We start from the raw sequence: 20,526 nt of genomic DNA, 5'->3' as shown, positions 1-20,526 counted from the left end.
GGATCGAGCGACGCGCCCTGAACGGTACGACGGATCGGGGCGCGGGCTCATCACCCGCGCCCCGGTTCGGCCGGTCTGCACCTGGGGAGGGGCACGCGCGTGGAACGACCGAAGATCAAGGGGATCCACAAACCGGTCCGGCTGACGCCGGTGCTGGTGAACATCGGGGGCCGGCAGGTCGGCATCGGCGCCGAGATCGACGACGAGGACGGCGCGCTGTGGACGCTGCTCGGGCTGATGGACGGCACCCGTGACCGAGCCGGGATCGTCGCCGAGCTGACCGAGCGCACCGACCTGACCGTCGACGAGGCGGCCGACATGCTGGAGACGATCATCGCCGCCGGCTACGTCGAGGACGCGGCCGCGCCACCGCCGCCGGAGCTGGGCCCCGACGAGCTGGACCGCTACGACCGTGCCTTCAACTACTACGCCTGGGTCGATCTCACCCCGCGCCCCTCCCGGTACGCCGTACAAGCGCAGCTCAAGCGCAGTCGCGTCGTCGTACTGGGCCTCGGTGGCACGGGATCCGCCGTGGCGTCGTCTTTGGTGGCGGCGGGTGTCGGATCCGTGCACTGCGTCGACTTCGACGTCGTCGAGGCCGGCAATCTCACCCGCCAACTGCTCTACACCGAAGAAGACCTCGGCCGGCCCAAGGTCGCGACGGCCGTCACCCGCCTGAGCGCGATCAACTCGCACGTCGACGTCACCGGCGAGGAGACCCGCGTCGCGAGCACCGACGACGTCGCCCGCCTGATGCGCGACCGCGACCTGCTCGTGCTCTGCGCCGACCAGCCGATGGACCTGATCCGCACCTGGACCAACGAGGCCGCCCTGCGCACAGCGACCCCCTGGATGATCGCCCAGTACGCCGGTCCGATGGCCGTCGTCGGCCTCTTCGTCCCGGGCCGAACCTGCTGCCAGGCATGTCTCCCCAGCGTCCGCGACCGGCTCGTCGACCAGCACGGGTTCGAGCCCGAGGAACTGTTCCCGTTCACCGGCCACGCCGTGATCGCACCGACCGCGAATCTCACCGGCCACCTCGCCGCGCTCGACGCGATCTACCACCTGGGCGGCATCCCGCCGAGCACGCTGGGCCGGATGTTCCACCTGAGCCTGACCGACCTGACCTACCACTACGCTGTCCGGCCGACGCCCGGCGAGAAGTGCGGGACCTGCGGCTGGGTCGGCCAGTGATCGCGACCACCAGCCGGCTCGCCGTCGACCACCTGGTGGTCCGGCGCGAGGACGAGGACGAGTACGTCGTCGGCGACCCGGCCACCGGCACGTTCGTCGTCGTACCGGAGATCGGCGCCCGGCTCGTCGAGCTGTTCGGCCAGGGCCGGACCGTGGCCGAAGCGGCCGAGCAACTGGAGCGCGAGACCGGCGAGCCGATCGACGCGCTCGACTTCGCCGAGGTCCTGCTCGACGCCGGCATCGTGGTGGAGCCGAGCGCGGCCGCCAAGACCGCCAAACACTGGTCGGCCTCGCGCATCCCCGCGTGGCTGGTCCGCCCGTTGTTCAGCCCCGTCGCCTGGGTCGTGTACGCCGGGTGCCTGGTCGCCGCGCTGGTGATGTTCGCCGTCGAGCCGTCGCTGCGGCCGACGTACGAGGACACGTTCATCTTTCCCGACATCGTGCTCAGCCTGCTGGTCACCAACGTGGTCGTCGTGCTGCTGACGATCGTGCACGAGCTGTGGCACGCGTTCGCCGGTGCGGCCGTCGGGGTGCCGTCGCGGCTGCGGGTCGAGCGGCGCGGCATCTTTCCCGTGCTGGAGACCGACCTGACGGGGTTGTGGGCGTTGCCGCCGGCCAAGCGGTACGGGCCGTTCCTGGCGGGGATGGCGATCGACAGCGTGATCCTGTTCGCGGCGGTCGCGCCGCGGTACGCGTGGTCGCGCGGCTGGATCGACCTGCCGCCGGGGCTGATCCGCCTGCTCGCGATGGTCGTGCTGAGCCAGATCGCCAAGCTCGCGTTCCAGACGCTCGCCTATCTGCGGACCGACATGTACTTGGTGATGGCAACGGCCACCGGCTGCGGCAACCTGCACCAGGTCACCAGGTTGTCGCTGAAGAAGCTGGTCCGCCGGTTGAAGCCGGCCGAGCAGGTGATCCTGCGGGACGCGAACCCGCGGGATCTGCGCGTCGCCCGCTGGTACCGGCTGCTCTACCTGACCGGTTTCACCTGGATGCTGTGGTTCGCCTTCCACTTCTTGTTGCCCAGCGCAAAGGTCACGTTCGGCTGGGCGTTCGGCGTCCTGGTCGGGGCGCCGTTCGCGAGCCTGTACTGGTGGGAGGGCGTCGTACTGCTGCTGTTCACCTCGGTCAACGTCTTCCTGCCGCTGTGGGTCGTGCTGCGCAACCGCCGTCAGGCGGTCCGGTGAAGCGCCGCAAGTACGGCGTACTGGTCGGCATCCTGGTCACCACGTTGAGCGTGCTGACGATGTCGAGCTTCGCCTTCGGCGTGCTGCTCGGCCAGTTCGGCGACAAGCAGGCACTACCGTGCGAGGAGGTCCCCGGTACGCCGCAACCGTTCGAGGGCAACCGCCACATCGCCTACCAAGGCGCCGCGCACGACCCGTACCGGACCCTGCCGCCGACGTCCGGCCCGCACTCGCCGCGCGTCGTCATCCCTGGCATCTACCGCGCCCCGATCGCTCCCGAGCTCCAGGTCCACATCCTCGAGCACGGCCACGTCCTGCTCCAGTACGCCGACGACGTGCCCGCCGCCGACGTCGAACGCCTGGAGTCGATCGGCCGCCGTTATCCGCGCGACGTGGTCGTCGCGCCGTACCCCGCCATCGGGCGCGGCATCGCCCTGACCGGCTGGCAACGGTTGCAGAAGCTCGACACCTTCGACGCCGCCAAGGTCGAGGCCTTCGCCACCAAGGTCCCCACCCGCTACAACCACCAGTGGCGCGACGGCGCCACCGACTGTGTCAATTAAATACTCCCAATAACCATTAGCGTTATCGGTTGTATCCAGCTTGAACTAACGCGTACGGTTGACTTATGACCATCAGGCCGACCGTCACGCAACTGCTCGACGCCGGCTTCGGCATGGGCGGCGAACCGCTGGTCGCGCTCGACCTCGCCGACACCGAGATCCTCGTGACGGACCCGGTGACGGACCTGATCCGGTCCGACGAACAACACGCCGCCTGGTGGCAATTGCAGGCGGGCCGGCTGCCGGAAGGACCGATCCCGGACGTCGTCGCGACCCGGCGACTGCGGTCCGCGGTACGTGAGGTGCTCGACGCCCAACTCACCGACCGCCGACCGCTGGCGACCGCCATCGAGGACCTGAACGCGGCCTCGGCGGCGGCTCCGCAGAGTGTGCGGCTCGGCGCCGACGGACACATCGAGACGCGCTACCACCCGGAGTACGGCGGCAACGCCAAGCTGGCCGCGATCGCCCGCGAAACGATCGAACTGCTGGCCGACCCGGAGCAACTGACGCTGCTGCGGCGCTGCGCCAATCCCCAGTGCTCGATGCTCTTCCTGGCCGAGCACAAACGCCGCCAGTGGTGCGTCGGCAGCATCTGCGGCAATCGCGCCCGCGTCGCCCGGCACTACGACAAGACCCGGAGGCACGCATGACCACAGTCGATCGGCCGGTCCCGCCAAGCGCCGTACGGGCCAGGCCGGCCGTCGGATTCCACGAAGGCGAGTTGGCGGTGCAGCGACGGGCCGGCGTACAGCACGACGCATCACGCCTGGAAGGAATGCTGCGGCCGCCGCTGCTCGATGGCGGCGCGCAGAAGTTCCTGGCGCAGCGTGAGTTCGCCGTCATCACCGGGCGGGACGCCGAAGGACGCCTGTGGACGTCCCCGCTGCGCGGCCCGGCCGGCTTCCTCGACGCGTCCGGTACGACGCTCACCGTGCACGCGGGTCTGCCCGAGGGCGATCCCCTGCACCTGCTGCCGGCCGACCAGCCCGCCGGGCTGATCGTGATCGAGTTCGCGATCCGCCGCCGGGTCCGGGTCAACGGCACCCTGACTGTGAGTACGCCGGACACGCTCGTCCTGACCGCCGACCAGGCCTACGGCAACTGCCCGCAGTACATCCATCCCAGGCCGTTGCCGCCAGCAACCAGCGCGAGCACGACGAATCAAACCGCCAACGGACTGCTCGGCCGCGAGCTGATCGAACGCTCGGACACGTTCTTCCTCGGCACGACCCACCAGGAGCGCGGCGCGGACACGTCACACAAGGGTGGCACGGTGCACATCGACGGCGACGAGCTGTGGTGGGCCGACAAGCCCGGCAACAACATGTTCAACAGCCTCGGCAACCTGGTCGCCGATCCGGAAGCCGCGTTGCTGTTCGTCGACTTCCCGACCGGAGCCTCGCTGCACCTGTCCGGAACCGCGACGATCGACTGGGACGCACCGACCGAGACAGGTCGCGCCGTCCGCTTCACTCCGGTCCGGTCGATACTGACAGGGTCCATCTGATCGCTGGATGGCAACGGCGGAGTTCGAGGTCACGCAGCCGCGGGTGACGTGCTACCGGCGGCGTTTCGCGGACGAGGCATGATGGTCGCTGTGAGTGAAACGCTGACGCCGGAACTCGCGGCGACCATCGAGGCGGCGTTCGCGCGCCGCGACCGGGCGAACATGGCGCCGACGATCGCCTTCTTCGAGGACCTGTTGCGCGAGCATCCCGGTAACCCGTACGTGCTGTACGAGGTCGGCGGCTCGTACGACACCGACGGGCAGGAGGAGAAGGCGCTGGTGTACTACGAGCGCGCGCTGCCCGGTCTGAGCGGCGACACCAAGCGCCGTTGCCTGCTGCAGTACGGCAGCACCCTGCGCAACCTCGGCCGGTACGACGAGTCGCTGGCGGTGTTCACCAAGGCTTGCCAGGAGTTCCCGGAGTCGGACGCGCTGCGGGTCTTCAAGGCTCTCACGCTGAACGCCGCGGGTCGCAAGGACAAGGCCCTCGCGACCCTCCTGCTCGTCATCGCCGACCGCGTCGACGCCCCGGAGCTCAAGCGCTACGAAGCCGCCATCCGCGGCAACGCGGACTACCTGGCCTCGCACTGACTCCCGGAACTCGCGAGCTCAACACGCGCAGGCCACGCCACGGGGTGCGACCAGCGGGTCGACCGGGCGGCGGGTGATGCCGTCGGCCGTTTCGACCGGGAGGCCTTCGCGGGTCCAGTACTCGAAGCCGCCGAGCATCTCCTTCACCGGGTGGCCGAGGCGGGCGAACTCGAGCGCGGCCTTGGTGGCGCCGTTGCAGGCCGGGCCCCAGCAGTAGGTGACCACCGCGGCACCGGCCGGTACGACGGTCGCCGCGCGGGCGGCGATCTCGCGGGTGGGCAGGTGGATCGCGCCGGGCACGTGGCCCTGGTCCCAGCTCTCCTGGCTGCGGGTGTCGATCAGCACCCAGTCGTCGGCACCGGCGCCGAGGTCCGCGGCAACGTCGGAGCAGTCGGTCTCGAAGGCCAGGCGGGCGGCGAAGTGGGCGACGGCGAGCTCGGCCGACGCCGGCGGGACCTGGAGCACTGCGGACATGGGATCTCCCTGTGGTTCGAGGAGTCCCCAGCGTCGCGGACCGGACCGCCAGCAGAGAAGTGGCAGAAATGACCTTCTGGGACTAATTACCGCCATTGCGCTCGGCGACCAGGGCCCGCGCTCGCGCGGTCTTGATCGCCTTGGTGAGCGTCTCGATGTCGTAGGCGCCGTAGTGCCGTTGCCCGTTGATGAAAAACGTCGGCGTCCCGGACACACCGCTCAGGTCGGCGGTCTCGACGTCGCGGGCGACCCGGCCGGCGGCGACGTGGCGTTTCACGTCGTCGTGCAGGCGCTCGAGGTCCAGGCCGAGCTGTTCGGCGTACCGCATCAGGTCGGCGGGCTGGAGCTTGTCCTGGTTGGCGAGCAGCAGGTCGTGCATCTCCCAGAACCGGCCCTGCGCCGCCGCGGCTTCGGCGACCTCGGCCGCGATCTGCGCGCGCGGGTGCACGTCGGTCAGTGGCAGATGTCGCCAGACATACCGAAGGTCGTCGTCCTTGAGCAGGTCGCGGACCACGTTCTCCGCCAGTCCGCAGTACGGGCACTCGAAGTCGCCGTACTCGACCAGCGTCACGGACGCGTTCTCCGGACCGCGGACGTGGTCGCACTGCTGGTCGACGGGGTCGACGAGGTCGACCAGTTGCTCGGCGTTGCCCAGCAGGGCGGCCGCCTTCTGCGGCGGTGAGAGCAGCTTCGCGGCCCGGAACACCGACCAGGTCACCGCCGACGCGATCACCAGGGTGGTCAGCAGCCCGAGCTTCGCCTCGGCCAGCTCCGGCCCGTCGAACGCCAACGTTGCGATCAGCAACGACACGGTGAAACCGATGCCGGCGATCGTGCCGCTACCCAGGACGCCGACCCAGCCGACCAGCGGCACGACCCGCCCGCGGGTGAACCGGGCCAGCGCCCACGACGTGATCGTCACTGCGAGCGGCTTGCCGACGGCGTAGCCGACGATGATGCCGAGCGTGATCGGCGACGTATAGGCCTGGCCCAGGAAGTCCAGGTCGATCGGGATCCCCGCGTTGGCCAGGCCGAACAGCGGGACGATCAGGTAGCTGGTCCACGGGTGGTAGAAGTGCTGCAGCCGGTCGTTCGGCGACAGGGAGAAGTTCAGCCCGAGGGACGCGCTGCGCGCCAGCTCGGGCGTCGGCTGCTCGCGGAACAACCGGAACAGCCCACTCGCCTGCTCCAGGTCGTCCCGCCCCGGCGAGTACGCCGGTGCGGTCAGCCCGATCGCCAGGCCGGCCACCACCGGATCGACCCCGGACGTCAGCAGCGACGCCCAGGTGAGCACGCCGAGCAGCACGTAGACCCACGGCTTGCGGACGCCGGCCAGCGCCAGCCCGAACAGCACGGCGAAGGCAACAATTGCCATCAGCAACGGCATGAACGAGATGTTCTCGCTGTAGACCACCGCGATCACCAGCAGGGCGATCAGGTCGTCGACCACGAAGACGGTGAGCAGGAACACCCGGACCCGGTCCGGTACGCCGCGCCCGACCAGCGCCAGCAGACCGAGCGCGAGCGCGGTGTCGGTCGACATCGCGACGCCCCAGCCGTGCGCGCCGTCGCCGCCGGCGTTGAAGGACAGGAAGATCAGGACCGGCAGGATCATGCCCGCCACGCCGGCGACCACCGGCAGCACGAACCGGCTGCGCTCGCGCAGGTCGCCCAGGTCGAACTCGCGCCGGGCCTCCAGCCCCACGACCAGGAAGAACAGCGTCATCAGCCCGCTGTTGATCCACTCGCGCAGGTCGAGCCCCAGCTCCTCCGCGCCGAACCGCAGCGAGAACTCGGTGCGCCAGAAGCTCTCGTACGAGTCCGGCGCCAGGTTGGCCCACAGCAGCGCGAGCACGATCGCCGCCGCCAGGACGCCGGAGCTGCCCGCCTCGGTCCGCAGGAAGGCCCGCATCGGCGCCGCGACCCCGCGGGTCCAGCGCGAGCGCCCGGTCAGCCGGGCGGTCGACTCCGACACGTCAGCCTTCCCGATCGCTCAGTCGCCGTACGCCGTCAGCGTCGGACCCTGAGCCGCTGGAACCGGACGTTCGCCGTACGGCGTGCTGGTCGGCGGCGTAGGACTCCACGTGGCTCAGCATCGCATCCAGCGTCGCCTCGAGCGGTCGGGGATCGCGGTGCGTCTGGGTCAGCAGCATCCCGCCCTGGAGTGCTCCGAGCAGGCACGTCGCCAGCCGCGCGGGATCCGCGTCCGGCCGCAGCTCGCCCCGGTCGGCCATCGTCTGCAGCCCGTCCCGCAGCGCGACCTCCCACCGCTCGAACCCGGCCGCCAACTCCTGCCGCGTCTGCGGATCGCTCTCCGCCAGTTCCCCCGCCAGCGACCCGAACCGGCAACCACCCGTGCAGCCCAGCTCGATCTGCCGCTGTACGTGCGCGTCGGCCCATCGCCGCAGAGCGTCGAAGCTGTCCAGCTCGGTCGAGCGCACCATCGCGTCCGCCTGCAGCGCGACCACGGCCTGGACCAGACTGCGCTTGTCCTGGAAGTAGTGCGTCATCTGCGAACCGCTCACCCCGGCCGCGCTCCGGACACTCTCGATGCTGGTCCCGGCGACGCCGCGCTCGGCGATCAGACCGGCGGCCGTCCGGACGATGCGCTGTTTGGTCGCCTGACCTTTGCTGGTCAGCCTCATGCTCGCAGCGTACGCGAAAAACTGGGATGTACAACCCAAAACAACCGGTCTAGGCTCGCGTCATGACAGACGGACAGTACGTCGCGCGGATCGTGGACGTTCCCGGCAGTGGCCTGCGACTCGAGCCGGCCGAGGGGTCGGCCCGGCCCGAGCAGCCGACCGAGGTCAACCTGCTCGGCATGGCGGTGGCGCTCGCCCTCGGCGCCGCCGGCTACCAGCACCACCCGGAGACCCGGGACCCCGAACTGCAGACCATCGACGCGCTGCTCGCGGGCGAGGCCGTGATGCCGTGGCACCATCCGGAGCGTCAAAGCGACGCCATGGTGGTCTGCGAACCGGGCCCGGCCGGATTCCGCTGCCGGGTCGAGCCCGCGGGAGGCTCCGATGACTGACCGTCCGCCGCTGCCACCGTTCACCGAGCAGAGCGCGCTGCAGAAAGTCCGCGCCGCCGAGAACGCCTGGAACACCCGCGACCCCGAAGCCGTCTCGCTCGCCTACACCGAGGACACCTCCTGGCGGAACCGGGACACCTTCGTCACCGGCCGCGCCGAGGTGGTCACGTTCCTGACCCAGAAGTGGCAACGCGAGCTGGACTACCGGCTGATCAAGGAACTGTGGACGTACGGCGAGAACCGGATCGCGGTGCGGTTCGTGTACGAGTCCCACGACGCGGACGGGCAGTGGTATCGCTCACACGGCAACGAGAACTGGGAGTTCGACGAGCACGGCCTGATGCGGATCCGCAAGGCCAGCATCAACGACCAGCGGATCGACGCCGCCGACCGGCTGCTGCACTGGGACGCACCCGGCCCACGCCCCGACGACCACCCTGGGCTCACCGAACTCGGCCTCTGACCCGTCACCGAACCGTCACCGAATCGACATTCCCGACTCTTGCGAACCCGGCGGCAGCGCCGCTGTGCCCGGTTCGCCGAAGGTTTGATCGGTATTTGACACCGGACCGGCTAACAGTTCCGCCGCCGGAGCCTGCATGATGTGCACTGAGGATCACTCCAGCCACGGGGTGCGCTGACACTGACCCATGTCTGGAGCCCTGATGGCTGACTTCGACCTTGCTGCGCGGACGTCGGCCGACGCCTTCGCCCGGCTCGCGGTCGAGATGCACGACGCACCCGGTGTCGAGGAGACGATCGACGCGGTCGTCCAGTTCGCCCTGCAGGCCCTGAACTGCACGTACGCCGGCGTCGCGCTGCACCGCCGGGGTTCCAAGCCGGAGATCGCCGCGGTCACCGACCCGGTGGTCGCCGAGGTCTACGAACTGCAGATCGACCACCAGGACGGTCCGCTGGTCACCGCCTTGCGGGACCGGTCGAACATCCTGATCCGCGACACCACCACCGAGACCCGCTGGCCGCTGTGGACGGCGAAGGTGGCCCAGCTCGGGGTCCGGTCGGTGCTCGACGTGTCGCTGACGACGGGCGTGGGGCCGACAGCTTCGGTCGGCGTCCTGGGCCTGTACAGCCCGGATCCGGACGCGTTCGGCCCGGACGACGAGGCGGTCGCGCACATCCTGGCCCGGCACGCGTCGGTCGCGGTCGCCACCGCCCGGCACGAGGAGACGATGGCCCAGGCCGTCGACGCCCGCAAACTGGTCGGCCAGGCGATGGGCATCCTGATGGAGCGCTTCGACGTGGACGGCGACCGCGCGTTCGCCATCCTCAAGCGCTACTCCCAGGACAACAACACCAAGCTGCGCGACGTGGCCCAGCAACTGATCGACACCCGCAAACTCCCCCACTAGGACGACGCCGTACCCCCGCGGCGCCGGCAGAGGTGGACAGCGTCCCTGGGCCGGCGGTGCGGATTGCGTATTCTGCGTCGCAGTGGAAGTCGGCGCGAACGGGGGAGATCGGGTGACGGGTGGGTGGCAGCCGCTGGCGGGGCCGGCTCACCGCGTCGCGCTGGAGATCCTGCTGGACGGGCCGTTGTCGCGCGCCGAGTTGTCGCGGCGGGTCGGTCTGTCGCCGGGCAGCCTGACCCGGATCACGAAACCGATGCTGGAATCGGGTCTGCTGGTCGAGGTCACCGCGGGACCGACCGATCCGCGAGTGGGCCGGCCATCGCAGCCGCTCGACATCGTTCCGGCGGCGCACCACTTCGTCGGGATCAAGCTGACCGGCGACGACGCGGTCGGCGTACTGACGACGCTGCGGGCCGAGGTGATCGCCACCGCCGAACTGCCGCTGCCCGACCACAGCCCGACCGCGGTCGCCGCCACGATCGCCGAGCTGACCAAGACCCTCGCCGCGCATCGCCCGGACGGCGAACTCAGCGGCCTCGGCATCTCGCTCGGCGGCCAGGTCACCGGCAAGAACAACGTGCGCCACGCGTCGTTCCTCGACTGGGAGGACGTCCCGCTCGGCGACCTGATGAGCGCGCACAGCGACGTCCCGGTGGTGGTCGCCAACGACCTCACCGCGCTGACCGCCGCGACCCACTGGTTCGGGGCGGGACGCGGCGCCGACCGGTTCTGTCTGATCACGATCGGGGCCGGTGTCGGCTACGGCCTGGTCGTGCACGACCAGATCGTCGACAGCCCGGAATCCAGCCTCGGCCTGATCGGCCACCACCCTCTGCTGCCCGACGGTGTGCGCTGCGAGCGCGGCCATGTCGGCTGCGCCAGCACGCTGCTCACCACGCAGGGCATCGTCAGCGAGATCGGCGAGGCTCTGGGCCGCACGGTCACGTACGACGAGTGCCTGGACCTGGCGGTCGCGGGCGAGCCCGCCGCCCGCCGGGTGGCCGACCGCGCCGGCCGGGCACTCGGGCGGCTGATCGCCGCCGCGGCCAACTTCACGATGCCCGACCGGGTCGTGCTCGGCGGCGAAGGCGTCCGGCTGGTCGAGGTCGCCCACGACGCCCTGCTGACCGGATTGCGCACCGACCGGCATCCGGAGGCGACCGATCCCCCGATCGTGCTGCTCGACCCCGACTTCGACGAGTGGGCCCGCGGCGCCGCGGTGATCGCGATCCAGACCTTCGTACTGGGCAGCTGAGTTCTCGGTAACTCTCTATCTCATGATAGACAGTTACCCATGGACGACCTGATCCGCCGCTGGCAGTACGGCTGGGGGCTGTGCCGCGGCCTCTCCCCGGCCGTCGACCGTCGCACCGCCCTCGACGTCACGCTCGGCCTGCCCGACCGCCACCGCGAGCTCTTCACCCTGCCTGGTGCAGCGCTGACCCCGTGGATCGACGAAACCCTGCGCGCCGCGCGGCCGACCTGGCTCACCGTCACCACCCAGGAGCCGGACGAGGTCGCCGCGGAGCTGCAGTCAGCCGGACTTCGACTTTTCGCCGAACGCAAGCTCCTGATGACGACCGACCTGCGGGAACACCCCACCCGCACGACCCCGTACGACGTACTGACCACGACCGAGGGAGCACTGGAACGCGTGCGGGTCCTGGCCGGCGAGGAGGCCGCTCGCGGGATGGCGGCCGTCGTCGGAGACGACGCCGTGATGCACGACGTCCACACGAGTACGCCATTCCGGCGCCAGGGGCTCGGAAGTGTGGTGATGGGCGTGCTCGCCGAGCGGGCGGTCGCGCGGCAGGCCACAACCGGGTTGCTGATGGCCAGCAGCGACGGAGCCGCGCTGTATCGCAAGCTCGGTTGGGTGCCTCAAGCAACAATGTTGACGGCTAGAGCCGCCTAGCCCGGTGCGCGGCGACCTTGCTGCGGTTCTGGCAGGACGTCGAGCAGAAGCGCTGGGTCCGGCTCCGGGTGGTGTCCAGGAACAGGTTGTCGCACCGATCGGCACCGCAACTCCGCAGCCGGGAGGCATCGCTGCCCACCAGCATCGCGACGGCAGTGGCCAGTTCGGCGATCCATCCGGTGGCCGCGGAGACGCCCGGACTGACGAAGTGCAGATGCCAGGGCGCATCCCCTTCGCGGACGAGGCGAGGAGCAGCGCGGGTGGTCTCGAGCAACGCGTTCACCCCGTCGGCGGCCGCGTCGGTGTCGCCGTCGAGAAGCAGCCGCAGTACGGCGTACAGGTCGCGGCCGCCGGCGGCGAAGGTGGGCAGGTCGATCGCGGGGATCCGGCGTGTGGTCAGCCGAAGCGAAGCCTCGACTCCGGCCTCGTCGCCGGCCGGGCGGATCCGGCCCTGGGCGAACTCGCCACCGAAGGTGTTGGCCAGCGCGACGGCGGCGGCCAGCGAGTCGCGCAGGTGATCGGTTGCCTCCACCGGCCCAGTATCCCCGGTGCCGGTGCCGACCTCGCCGGGCGCCGCTGACCGGTGCCCGACGAACGGACGATGACAGCTGCCCGAAGAGGCGAACCGGTCGTCCTAAGGGATGGCCCGTCGCGGACCCTCGTGCTACCAGGGTCGTACGCGGGCCACCGGCAACATCCGCCCTTGATCCGATGTGGTACCTCGTTGCCGGAAACAACAATGACCGGTATGAACCTGGTCCAGAGTCCGGCCCGTGCCTGCCTCGGTCTGGCCGAGGCGGCGGTCGATCTCGGCGCGGTCAAGGCGAACGTGCGGAGCTTCCGGCAACGGCTGCGGCCCGGCACCGAAGTGCTGGCGGTCGTCAAGGCCAACGGCTTCGGGCACGGCGCGGTGCAGATCGCCAAGGCGGCCGTCGACGCCGGCGCCACCTGGCTGGGCGTCGCCCGCGCCGACGAGGCACTCGAACTGCGCGCGGCCGGCCTGACCGTCCCGATCCTGGCCTGGCTGTACGACGCGACCGAGCTGATGTGGCTGTCCGACGTCGACGTCAGCGTGGCGACCGTGGCCGAGCTGCAGCAGGTCGTGTCCGCACCGGGCGTGCACCACGTTCACCTCAAGCTGGACACCGGCCTGCACCGAGGGGGCAGTACGCCGGACCAGTGGATCGAGCTGACCCGCGCAGCCGCGCACTACGAGGCGCTCGGCGCGGTCAAGGTCCGCGGCCTGTGGTCGCACCTGTCGCACGGGGACGAGCTCGACGCGACGCACAGCCGTCGCCAGCTCGAGCTCCTGCGCACCGGGGTCGCTCTGGCCCGGCGCGCGGGGCTCGAGCCGTCCGTGATCCACCTGGCCAACTCGGCCGGCGCCCTCACCCTCGACGCCCCGGACTGCAACCTGGTCCGGATCGGCGCAGGCCTCTACGGCATCGACGAGCTGGGCACCGGGCTGCGGCCGGCGATGCGGCTGGTCACCAAGGTCGCGCAGGTCCGCCGGATCCGCGCCGGCGAAGGCGTCTCGTACCACCACGACTACGTGACGCCGACGGACACGACGATCGCGCTGATCCCGTTGGGGTACGCCGACGGGATCCCCCGCTCGGCCACCAGTGCAAGCGTGCTGATTCGCGGTGTTCGAATGCCGATCCGTGGACGGATCGCCATGGATCAGTTCCTGGTCGATGCCGGCGACATCCCGGTCGAGCCCGGCGAGCCCGTCATCGTCTTCGGTCCCGGCGACCACGGCGAGCCCACCGCGGCCGACTGGGCGCGGTGGGCCGGCACCATCCCGCACGAGATCTACTGCGGCCTCGGATCCCGGGTGCCGCGCCGCTACGAGGAGGCATCCCGGTGAAGGTCGCAGTGATCAGCGGCGGCGCGAGCCCCGAGCACGACGTGTCGCTGGCCAGTGGCCAGGGCATCGCCGAGGCGGCCGCCGAACTCGGCCACACCGTGATCGCGCTGGTGATCGAGCCCGACGGCACCTGGCGCGACGGGCAGCACGAGGCGATCGAGCTGCTCCAGGCCTGCGACGTCGTCGTACCGGCACTGCACGGACAGGGTGGCGAAGACGGTGTCATCCAGGGATTCCTGCAGCAACTGAAGGTCCCGTACGTCGGCAGCGGCATCGCGGCGAGCGCCGTCGGCCTCGACAAGCACCTGGCCAAGGCCGTCCTGCGCGCCCACGGCCTGCCCGTCACGCCCGGGATCACGTTGCGTGGCGCCGACCTGCGCGATCCCGAAGCCGCGCACCAGCAGTTGAAGGCGGCCGGTCTGGAGTTCCCGGTCTTCGTCAAGCCCGGCAACGGTGGTTCCAGCTACGGCGTCACCCGAGTGACCGAACCAGCCGCGCTGGCCGAGGCGATCGCCACGGCCGCCGCGCTGGAAGGTCAGATCCTGGTCGAGCAGGAGATGCGCGGTCGCGAGATCGACCTCGCGGTGATGGAGTTCCCCGACGGCCGGGTCGAGGCCGCGCCCGCGCTGGAGATCCACAGCGATCCCGGCCAGCCGTTCTTCAACACCACCGCCAAGTACGCGCAGGGCGCCGGGGAGCAGTTCGTCGTACCGGCACCGCTGGAGGCCGAGCTGGCCGCGACCTTGCGGCGGACGGCCATCGAGGTGTTCGAGACGCTGGGCTGTGAAGGGCTGGCCCGGGTGGACTTCTTCGTGCCGGCCGACGGCGAGCCGGTGGTCAACGAGATCAACACCTTCCCCGGTTTCACTGCCGCCTCGCAGTTCCCCCGGATGTGGGCGACCGCCGGGATGTCCTACCCCGCTGTCGTACAGAACCTGCTGGAGACCGCGCATGCCCGTGCTGCTCAGTGACGACCGGATCACCCGGATCCCCGCGATCGAGAGCGGTGAGCCACTGGTGGACCTGTACGGGCGCGGCGTGCTCGCGCGCGATCGCCAGTTCGTCCGGGAGGGGTTGGCGGACCGGCTCGCGATCGCGGACAGCTTCCTGCCGACCGGCGTCCGCCTGTACGTCGTGGAGGGCCTGCGGGACCTCGCGGTGCAGCGCCGGATCTACGACGACTACCGTGCTGAACTGGCCGAGCTCAACCCCGGCATCCCTGACGACGAGGCCCACGTCCTGGCCAGCCGCTTCGTCTCCCCGGTCGGCGTCGCGCCACACGTCGCGGGCGCGGCCGTCGACCTCACGCTGATCGGCGAACACGGCCCGTTCGACCTCGGGACACCGATCGACGCGACCCCCGAACAGTCCAACGGCGCCTGCTTCTTCGACGCGGCCAACATCAGCCGCGAGGCGAGAACCAACCGCGCGCTGCTGGCCGACGTACTGACAGCCGCCGGGTTGGTGAACTATCCGACCGAGTGGTGGCACTGGTCCTTCGGCGACCGCTACTGGGCCTTCACCGAACAGCAGTCCCACGCGATCTACGGCCCGGTCGAACGCCCGGTCCTGTCAGGGGTTCCTCGATAGCAGTTGCCTATCGCCACATAGGCAGGAACGCTTTGACCGTCGGTGATCGGGCCGCGACCGTTGAGGCATGACGATGCCAGCCACGGACTCCACCCCAGTGCCCGGCGCCGGGCGTCCGCACCGCGTCCGCGCGATCGCCACCGAGCTTCGCGAACTGCGAGGTGCGTTGATGCCGATCCTGCATGCCGTGCAGGCGGAGTTCGGCTGGATCAGTCAGACCGACGTACCGGTGATCGCCGATGTGCTCAACTTGTCGGTCGCCGAGGTGCACGGCGTGGTCACCTTCTACCGCGACTTCCGGCGCGAGCCGGGCGGGCGGACCACCGTGCGGATCTGCCAGGCCGAGGCCTGCCGCTCCGTCGGCGGTGTCGAGCTCGCCGATCACGCCCGGCGAACCACGGGGCTGGGCTTCGGCGAGACGACGTACGACGGCCGGCTGACCGTCGACGAGGTGTTCTGCCTCGGCAACTGCGCCCTCGGTCCCGCCGTCCAGGTGGGTGACAGGATCCACGGCCGCGTCACGCCGGCCCGTCTCGACGCGATCCTCGGGGAGGCGCGATGACGCCGGGCACCAACGACCGCTCGCCGGCGCCGCTCGCTGCTGGTGAACCTGGCGCGAGGGCCGGCGCGACAGCCGGGTCCCACCGCGCCAGAGTTTTCGTGCCGCAGGACATGGCGGCCAAGTCTGTCGGCGCCGACGAGGTGGCCGAGCGGATCACCGCCGCAGCCCGCACGGCCGGTGTCGAGCTCGACCTGGTGCGTACCGGTTCCCGCGGCATGCTCTGGCTCGAGCCGCTCGTCGAGGTCGAGACTCCCGCGGGCCGCGTCGGCTACGGCTCGGTCGCGCCCGAGGACGTGGACGGACTCGTGGCCGCCGGGATGCTGAGCGGCAGCGCACGCACCGAGCCCGCCTACCTCGGTCTGACCGAGGAACTGCCGTGGATGCGCAAGCAGCAGCGGCTGACCTTCGCGCGCGTCGGCGTTGTGGATCCGCGGTCGGTGCACGACTTCACCGAGCACGAAGGCTTCCAGGGACTGCGGCGCGCGTTGACGATGAAGCCGGCCGAGGTCGTCGAGGAAGTGGTCGAGTCCGGCCTCCGCGGTCGTGGGGGCGCCGGCTTCCCGACCGGGATCAAGTGGCGCACGGTGCTCGGTGCCGAGTCCGGCCTCAAATTCGTCTGCTGCAACGCCGACGAGGGCGACTCCGGCACGTTCGCCGACCGGATGCTGATCGAAGGCGATCCGTTCGTGCTGATCGAGGGCATGACGATCGCCGCGTACGCCGTCGGCGCGACCGAGGGCTACGTCTACCTGCGCTCGGAGTACCCCGACGCCGTCGAGGCGCTGAACGCCGCGATCGGCACCGCCCGCGAGCACGGCTGGCTCGGCCGGGACATCCTCGGCTCCGGGCTGACCTTCGACCTGCACGTCCGGGTCGGGGCGGGTGCCTACATCTGCGGCGAAGAGACCAGCATGCTGGAGAGCCTCGAAGGCAAACGCGGGATGGTCCGCGCGAAGCCCCCGATCCCAGCACTGGAAGGGCTTTTCGGCCAGCCGACGGTGGTGAACAATGTGTTGTCGCTGGCAACGATCCCGACCATCCTGGCGCACGGCGCGGCGGCGTACGCGGCGTACGGGGTGGGGCGGTCGCTCGGTACCAGCGTGTTCCAGCTCGGTGGCAACGTGGCCCGCGGCGGGGTCGTCGAGACCGCGTTCGGCATCACGCTCGGCGAGCTGGTCAACGGCCTCGGCGGCGGCAGCGCCTCGGGACGGCCGGTGCGCGCCGTCCAGGTGGGTGGTCCGCTGGGGGCCTACCTGCCGGTCGACCAGTTCGACCTGCCGATGGATTACGAGGCGTTCGCGGCCGCCGGCGCGATGGTCGGTCACGGTGGGATCGTGGTGTTCGACGACACCGTCGACATGGCCGCGATGGCCCGGTTCGCGTTCGAGTTCTGTGCCGAGGAGTCGTGCGGCAAGTGCACGCCGTGCCGGGTCGGCGCGGTCCGCGGCGTGGAGACCATCGACCGGATCGTGGCCGGCGACGACCGGCGCAAGAACCTCGTCCTGCTCGACGACCTGTGCGACCTGATGACCGACGGCTCCCTGTGCGCGATGGGCGGCCTCACGCCGCTGCCGGTCCGCAGCGCTGTCCGCCACTTCGGAGAGGACTTCCACGCATGACCCTGCTCAAGGAACCGGACTTCGGTACGCCGGCCCGCCCCGGCGAGGCGACGGTCGAGTTGACCATCGACGGGATCGCCGTCACCGTGCCACCGGGGACGTCGGTGATGCGCGCGGCGAAGCAGGCCGGCGTCGACATCCCGAAGCTGTGCGCCACCGACAACCTGGAAGCCTTCGGCTCCTGCCGGCTCTGCGTGGTCGAGATCGACGGCGCCCGCGGCACGCCGGCCTCCTGCACCACACCGGTCGGGCCGGGCATGGTCGTCCGCACTCAGAACGAGAAGCTCGGCAAACTGCGCCGCGGCGTGATGGAGCTCTACATCTCCGACCACCCGCTGGACTGCCTGACCTGCTCGGCGAACGGCGACTGCGAACTGCAGGACATGGCCGGCGTCACCGGGCTGCGCGAAGTCCGGTACGGCTCGGGGGTCGGCGCCGGCGCGAACCACCTGGACCTGCCTACCGACACCTCCAACCCGTACTTCGACTTCGAGGCGTCCAAGTGCATCGCCTGCTCGCGCTGCGTCCGGGCGTGTGACGAGGTGCAGGGCACGCTCGCGCTGACCATCGAGGGTCGCGGCTTCGACTCCAAGGTCGCGGCCGGCGCCGGGGTGTCGTTCATGGAGTCCGACTGTGTCTCCTGCGGCGCGTGCGTCCAGGCCTGCCCGACCGCGACCTTGCAGGAGAAGTCGGTGATCGAGCTCGGCATGCCGACCCGCTCGGTGATCACCACCTGCGCGTACTGCGGCGTCGGCTGCTCGTTCAAAGCCGAGCTGCGCGGCGACGAACTGGTCCGGATGGTCCCGTACAAGAACGGCGGGGCGAACGAGGGCCACTCCTGCGTCAAGGGCCGGTTCGCCTTCGGGTACGCCGACCACCCCGACCGGGTGCTGGCGCCGATGGTGCGCGACTCGATCGAGGACGAGTGGCGGACCGTGTCGTGGGACGAGGCGATCGGCTTCACCGCGCGCCGGCTGCGCGAGATCCAGGCGACGCACGGGCCGGGCTCGATCGGCGCGATCACCTCGTCGCGGACCACGAACGAAGAGGTCTACCTGGTCCAGAAAATGGTCCGCGCGGTCTTCGGCAACAACAACGTCGACACCTGTGCGCGGGTCTGCCATTCACCGACCGGGTACGGACTGAAGCAGACCTTCGGCGAATCGGCCGGCACCCAGGACTTCAAGTCGGTCGACGACGCCGACGTGATCCTGGTGATCGGTGCCAACCCGACCGACGCGCACCCGGTGTTCGGCTCCCGGATGAAGAAGCGGATCCGCCAAGGTGCCCAGCTGATCGTGATCGACCCGCGCCGGACCGATCTGGTCCGGTCGCCGCACATCGAGGCGGCCCACCACCTGGCGCTGGCGCCCGGCACGAACGTTGCCGTGGTCAACGCGATCGGGCACGTGGTGGTGACCGAAGGGCTGGTGGACCGGGCGTTCGTCGAGTCCCGGTGCGAAGGCTTCGGCGAGTGGGAGACGTTCATCGCGCAGCCGGAGCACAGCCCGGAAGCGGTCGAGGACATCACCGGCGTACCGGCTGAGGAGATCCGTGCCGCGGCCCGGTTGTACGCGACCGGCGGCAACGGCGCGATCTACTACGGTCTCGGCGTCACCGAGCACAGCCAGGGTTCGACGACCGTGATGGCGATGGCCAACCTGGCGATGGCGACCGGCAACATCGGGCGGTCCGGTGTCGGGGTGAACCCGCTGCGTGGCCAGAACAACGTGCAGGGCTCCTGCGACATGGGCTCGTTCCCGCACGAGCTGCCCGGCTACCGGCATGTCTCCGACGACGGCGCTCGCGAGGTCTACGAGCAGCTGTGGGGTACGCCGCTGCTGAACGAACCGGGACTGCGGATCCCGAACATGTTCGACGCCGCGATCGACGGGTCGTTCCGGGCGTTGTTCGTGCAGGGCGAGGACATCGCGCAGTCCGATCCGAACACCGCGCACGTGTTCGCCGCGCTGGGCGCGCTCGAGCTGCTCGTCGTCCAGGACCTGTTCGTCAACGAGACCGCGAAGTTCGCGCACGTGTTGTTGCCGGGGACATCGTTCTTGGAGAAGGACGGCACGTTCACCAACGCCGAACGGCGGATCAACCGAGTCCGGCCGGTGATGGCGCCGCGCACCGGCAAGCAGGAATGGGAGATCATCTGTGAGCTCTCCCAGGCGATGGGTTACCCGATGCACTACGCGTCGTCCAGCCGGATCATGGACGAGATCGCGCTCACCACGCCGACGTTCATGGGAGTGTCGTTCGCACGGCTCGACGAGGCCGGCTCGATCCAGTGGCCGTGCAACCTGGACAACCCCGACGGTACGCCGATCATGCACTCGGCCGAGTTCACCCGCGGCAAGGGCCGGTTCATGGAGACGGTGTACGTGCCGACGACCGAGCGGTCGACGCGCAAGTACCCGCTGATCCTGACCACCGGGCGGATCCTGTCGCAGTACAACGTGGGCGCGCAGACCCGGCGTACGGCGAACGTGGCCTGGCATCCGGAGGACATCCTGGAGCTGCATCCGCACGACGCGGAGGTCCGCGGCATCGTCGACGGTTCGACGGTGGCGCTGGCGAGTCGGGTCGGGCGGACGACCTTGCGCGCGAGGTTGTCGGACCGGATGCCGGTCGGGGTCTGCTACACCACTTTCCACCACCCGGTGACGGGAGCGAACGTGATCACCACGGACAACTCCGACTGGGCCACGAACTGCCCGGAGTACAAGGTGACCGCCGTCCAGGTCGACCTGGTCGTCGAGCCGTCTGCCGCTGCTCACGAGATCGTTGCGGTGGGCCACTGATGAGCGCGACCACGCTGCCGCCGCACGTCCGGCTGGCCAACGAGATCGCCCGGCAGTTCGCGCACAAACCGGCCGAGGTCGCGGCACTCGCGATCGTCAACCACATCCGCGCGGTGTGGGATCCGCGCATGAAGACCGCACTGGTTGCCCACGTCGAGGCCGGCGGTGAGGACCTGGACCCCCTTGCCGCCCTCGCCGCGCAGCATCTGAAGGCCACGTAGTGCCCGCCCTCCGCTC

22 protein-coding genes are annotated in these 20,526 nt (G+C 70.1%); 18 read left to right on the top strand and 4 right to left on the bottom strand.

Annotation, left to right across the window (positions count from 1 at the left end):
* The first annotated feature begins 99 nt into the window (after positions 1–99).
* From ACQPXM_RS04135 to ACQPXM_RS04110, 6 genes are all read left to right on the top strand, one after another.
* Positions 100–1,194 (top strand): HesA/MoeB/ThiF family protein, encoded by a 1,095-nt coding sequence (locus ACQPXM_RS04135; RefSeq protein ID WP_432944907.1) that lies wholly within the window; start codon positions 100–102, stop codon positions 1,192–1,194.
* The gene (locus ACQPXM_RS04130; RefSeq protein WP_432944905.1) at positions 1,191–2,381 is read left to right on the top strand and encodes a PqqD family protein; all 1,191 of its coding nucleotides are present in this window, start codon (positions 1,191–1,193) and stop codon (positions 2,379–2,381) included. The genes ACQPXM_RS04135 and ACQPXM_RS04130 overlap by 4 nt, the downstream gene beginning before the upstream one ends.
* Positions 2,378–2,944: a DUF3105 domain-containing protein gene (locus tag ACQPXM_RS04125; RefSeq protein WP_432944903.1), complete on the top strand. Its 567-nt coding sequence runs from the start codon at positions 2,378–2,380 to the stop codon at positions 2,942–2,944. The genes ACQPXM_RS04130 and ACQPXM_RS04125 overlap by 4 nt, the downstream gene beginning before the upstream one ends.
* 65 nt (positions 2,945–3,009) lie before the next feature.
* Entirely contained in the window at positions 3,010–3,597 is a 588-nt protein-coding gene (locus ACQPXM_RS04120) for a CGNR zinc finger domain-containing protein (protein ID WP_432944901.1), read from the top strand.
* Positions 3,594–4,454 carry a pyridoxamine 5'-phosphate oxidase family protein gene (locus ACQPXM_RS04115; RefSeq protein ID WP_432944899.1) on the top strand — a complete coding sequence of 287 codons (861 nt, stop codon included), beginning with the start codon at positions 3,594–3,596 and terminating at the stop codon, positions 4,452–4,454. The genes ACQPXM_RS04120 and ACQPXM_RS04115 overlap by 4 nt, the downstream gene beginning before the upstream one ends.
* An 81-nt stretch (positions 4,455–4,535) precedes the next feature.
* The gene (locus ACQPXM_RS04110; protein ID WP_432950939.1) at positions 4,536–5,045 is read left to right on the top strand and encodes a tetratricopeptide repeat protein; all 510 of its coding nucleotides are present in this window, start codon (positions 4,536–4,538) and stop codon (positions 5,043–5,045) included.
* 18 nt (positions 5,046–5,063) lie between these two features.
* On the opposite strand, the gene ACQPXM_RS04105 is transcribed toward ACQPXM_RS04110, so the two are convergent.
* The 3 genes from ACQPXM_RS04105 to ACQPXM_RS04095 all read right to left on the bottom strand — a co-directional run bounded on the left by ACQPXM_RS04105 (position 5,064) and on the right by ACQPXM_RS04095 (position 8,164).
* Entirely contained in the window at positions 5,064–5,519 is a 456-nt protein-coding gene (locus tag ACQPXM_RS04105; RefSeq protein WP_432944897.1) for a rhodanese-like domain-containing protein, read from the bottom strand.
* 82 nt (positions 5,520–5,601) lie between these two features.
* Positions 5,602–7,494 (bottom strand): Na+/H+ antiporter NhaA, encoded by a 1,893-nt coding sequence (gene nhaA, locus ACQPXM_RS04100; protein ID WP_432944895.1) that lies wholly within the window; start codon positions 7,492–7,494, stop codon positions 5,602–5,604.
* Between the two features lies 1 nt (position 7,495).
* Entirely contained in the window at positions 7,496–8,164 is a 669-nt protein-coding gene (locus ACQPXM_RS04095; protein ID WP_432944893.1) for a TetR/AcrR family transcriptional regulator, read from the bottom strand.
* 62 nt (positions 8,165–8,226) lie between these two features.
* Between ACQPXM_RS04095 and ACQPXM_RS04090 the strand changes: the two genes are divergently transcribed.
* The 5 genes from ACQPXM_RS04090 (at position 8,227) to ACQPXM_RS04070 (ending at position 11,841) form a co-directional block, all read left to right on the top strand.
* A complete protein-coding gene (locus tag ACQPXM_RS04090; protein WP_432944891.1) occupies positions 8,227–8,556 on the top strand; it encodes a hypothetical protein in 330 nt (109 codons plus the stop codon).
* Entirely contained in the window at positions 8,549–9,019 is a 471-nt protein-coding gene (locus ACQPXM_RS04085) for a DUF1348 family protein (protein ID WP_432944889.1), read from the top strand. Before ACQPXM_RS04090 ends, ACQPXM_RS04085 begins: the two co-directional genes overlap by 8 nt.
* Before the next feature lie 202 nt (positions 9,020–9,221).
* Positions 9,222–9,926, top strand: coding sequence for a GAF and ANTAR domain-containing protein (locus tag ACQPXM_RS04080; RefSeq protein ID WP_432944887.1), 705 nt, complete (start codon positions 9,222–9,224; stop codon positions 9,924–9,926).
* Between the two features lie 112 nt (positions 9,927–10,038).
* Positions 10,039–11,181 carry an ROK family transcriptional regulator gene (locus ACQPXM_RS04075; RefSeq protein ID WP_432944885.1) on the top strand — a complete coding sequence of 381 codons (1,143 nt, stop codon included), beginning with the start codon at positions 10,039–10,041 and terminating at the stop codon, positions 11,179–11,181.
* Between the two features lie 39 nt (positions 11,182–11,220).
* Positions 11,221–11,841 (top strand): GNAT family N-acetyltransferase, encoded by a 621-nt coding sequence (locus ACQPXM_RS04070; protein WP_432944883.1) that lies wholly within the window; start codon positions 11,221–11,223, stop codon positions 11,839–11,841.
* On the opposite strand, the gene ACQPXM_RS04065 is transcribed toward ACQPXM_RS04070, so the two are convergent.
* On the bottom strand, positions 11,828–12,373 hold the full coding sequence (locus ACQPXM_RS04065; protein ID WP_432944881.1) for a CGNR zinc finger domain-containing protein: 546 nt from the start codon (positions 12,371–12,373) through the stop codon (positions 11,828–11,830). The genes ACQPXM_RS04070 and ACQPXM_RS04065 overlap by 14 nt on opposite strands.
* A gap of 216 nt (positions 12,374–12,589) precedes the next feature.
* Here ACQPXM_RS04065 and alr point away from each other — a divergent pair, with 216 nt between their 5' ends.
* The 7 genes from alr (at position 12,590) to ACQPXM_RS04030 (ending at position 20,510) form a co-directional block, all read left to right on the top strand.
* Positions 12,590–13,711, top strand: coding sequence for an alanine racemase (alr, locus tag ACQPXM_RS04060; protein ID WP_432944879.1), 1,122 nt, complete (start codon positions 12,590–12,592; stop codon positions 13,709–13,711).
* Positions 13,708–14,682, top strand: coding sequence for a D-alanine--D-alanine ligase family protein (locus ACQPXM_RS04055; RefSeq protein ID WP_432944877.1), 975 nt, complete (start codon positions 13,708–13,710; stop codon positions 14,680–14,682). Before alr ends, ACQPXM_RS04055 begins: the two co-directional genes overlap by 4 nt.
* Positions 14,663–15,301 carry a M15 family metallopeptidase gene (locus tag ACQPXM_RS04050; protein WP_432944875.1) on the top strand — a complete coding sequence of 213 codons (639 nt, stop codon included), beginning with the start codon at positions 14,663–14,665 and terminating at the stop codon, positions 15,299–15,301. Before ACQPXM_RS04055 ends, ACQPXM_RS04050 begins: the two co-directional genes overlap by 20 nt.
* Before the next feature lie 67 nt (positions 15,302–15,368).
* Positions 15,369–15,863, top strand: a complete 495-nt coding sequence (locus tag ACQPXM_RS04045; RefSeq protein WP_432944873.1) for an NAD(P)H-dependent oxidoreductase subunit E — start codon at positions 15,369–15,371, stop codon at positions 15,861–15,863.
* On the top strand, positions 15,860–17,482 hold the full coding sequence (locus ACQPXM_RS04040; protein WP_432944871.1) for a formate dehydrogenase beta subunit: 1,623 nt from the start codon (positions 15,860–15,862) through the stop codon (positions 17,480–17,482). Before ACQPXM_RS04045 ends, ACQPXM_RS04040 begins: the two co-directional genes overlap by 4 nt.
* On the top strand, positions 17,479–20,289 hold the full coding sequence (gene fdhF, locus ACQPXM_RS04035; protein WP_432944869.1) for a formate dehydrogenase subunit alpha: 2,811 nt from the start codon (positions 17,479–17,481) through the stop codon (positions 20,287–20,289). The genes ACQPXM_RS04040 and fdhF overlap by 4 nt, the downstream gene beginning before the upstream one ends.
* On the top strand, positions 20,289–20,510 hold the full coding sequence (locus ACQPXM_RS04030; RefSeq protein WP_432944867.1) for a formate dehydrogenase subunit delta: 222 nt from the start codon (positions 20,289–20,291) through the stop codon (positions 20,508–20,510). The genes fdhF and ACQPXM_RS04030 overlap by 1 nt, the downstream gene beginning before the upstream one ends.
* Positions 20,511–20,526 lie beyond the last annotated feature (16 nt).

The organism is Kribbella sp. CA-253562 (assembly GCF_050942265.1).
Lineage (GTDB): Bacteria > Actinomycetota > Actinomycetes > Propionibacteriales > Kribbellaceae > Kribbella.
Note: the sequence above shows the minus strand (reverse complement) of the source record. Positions and strands in the feature narration are given on the sequence as shown.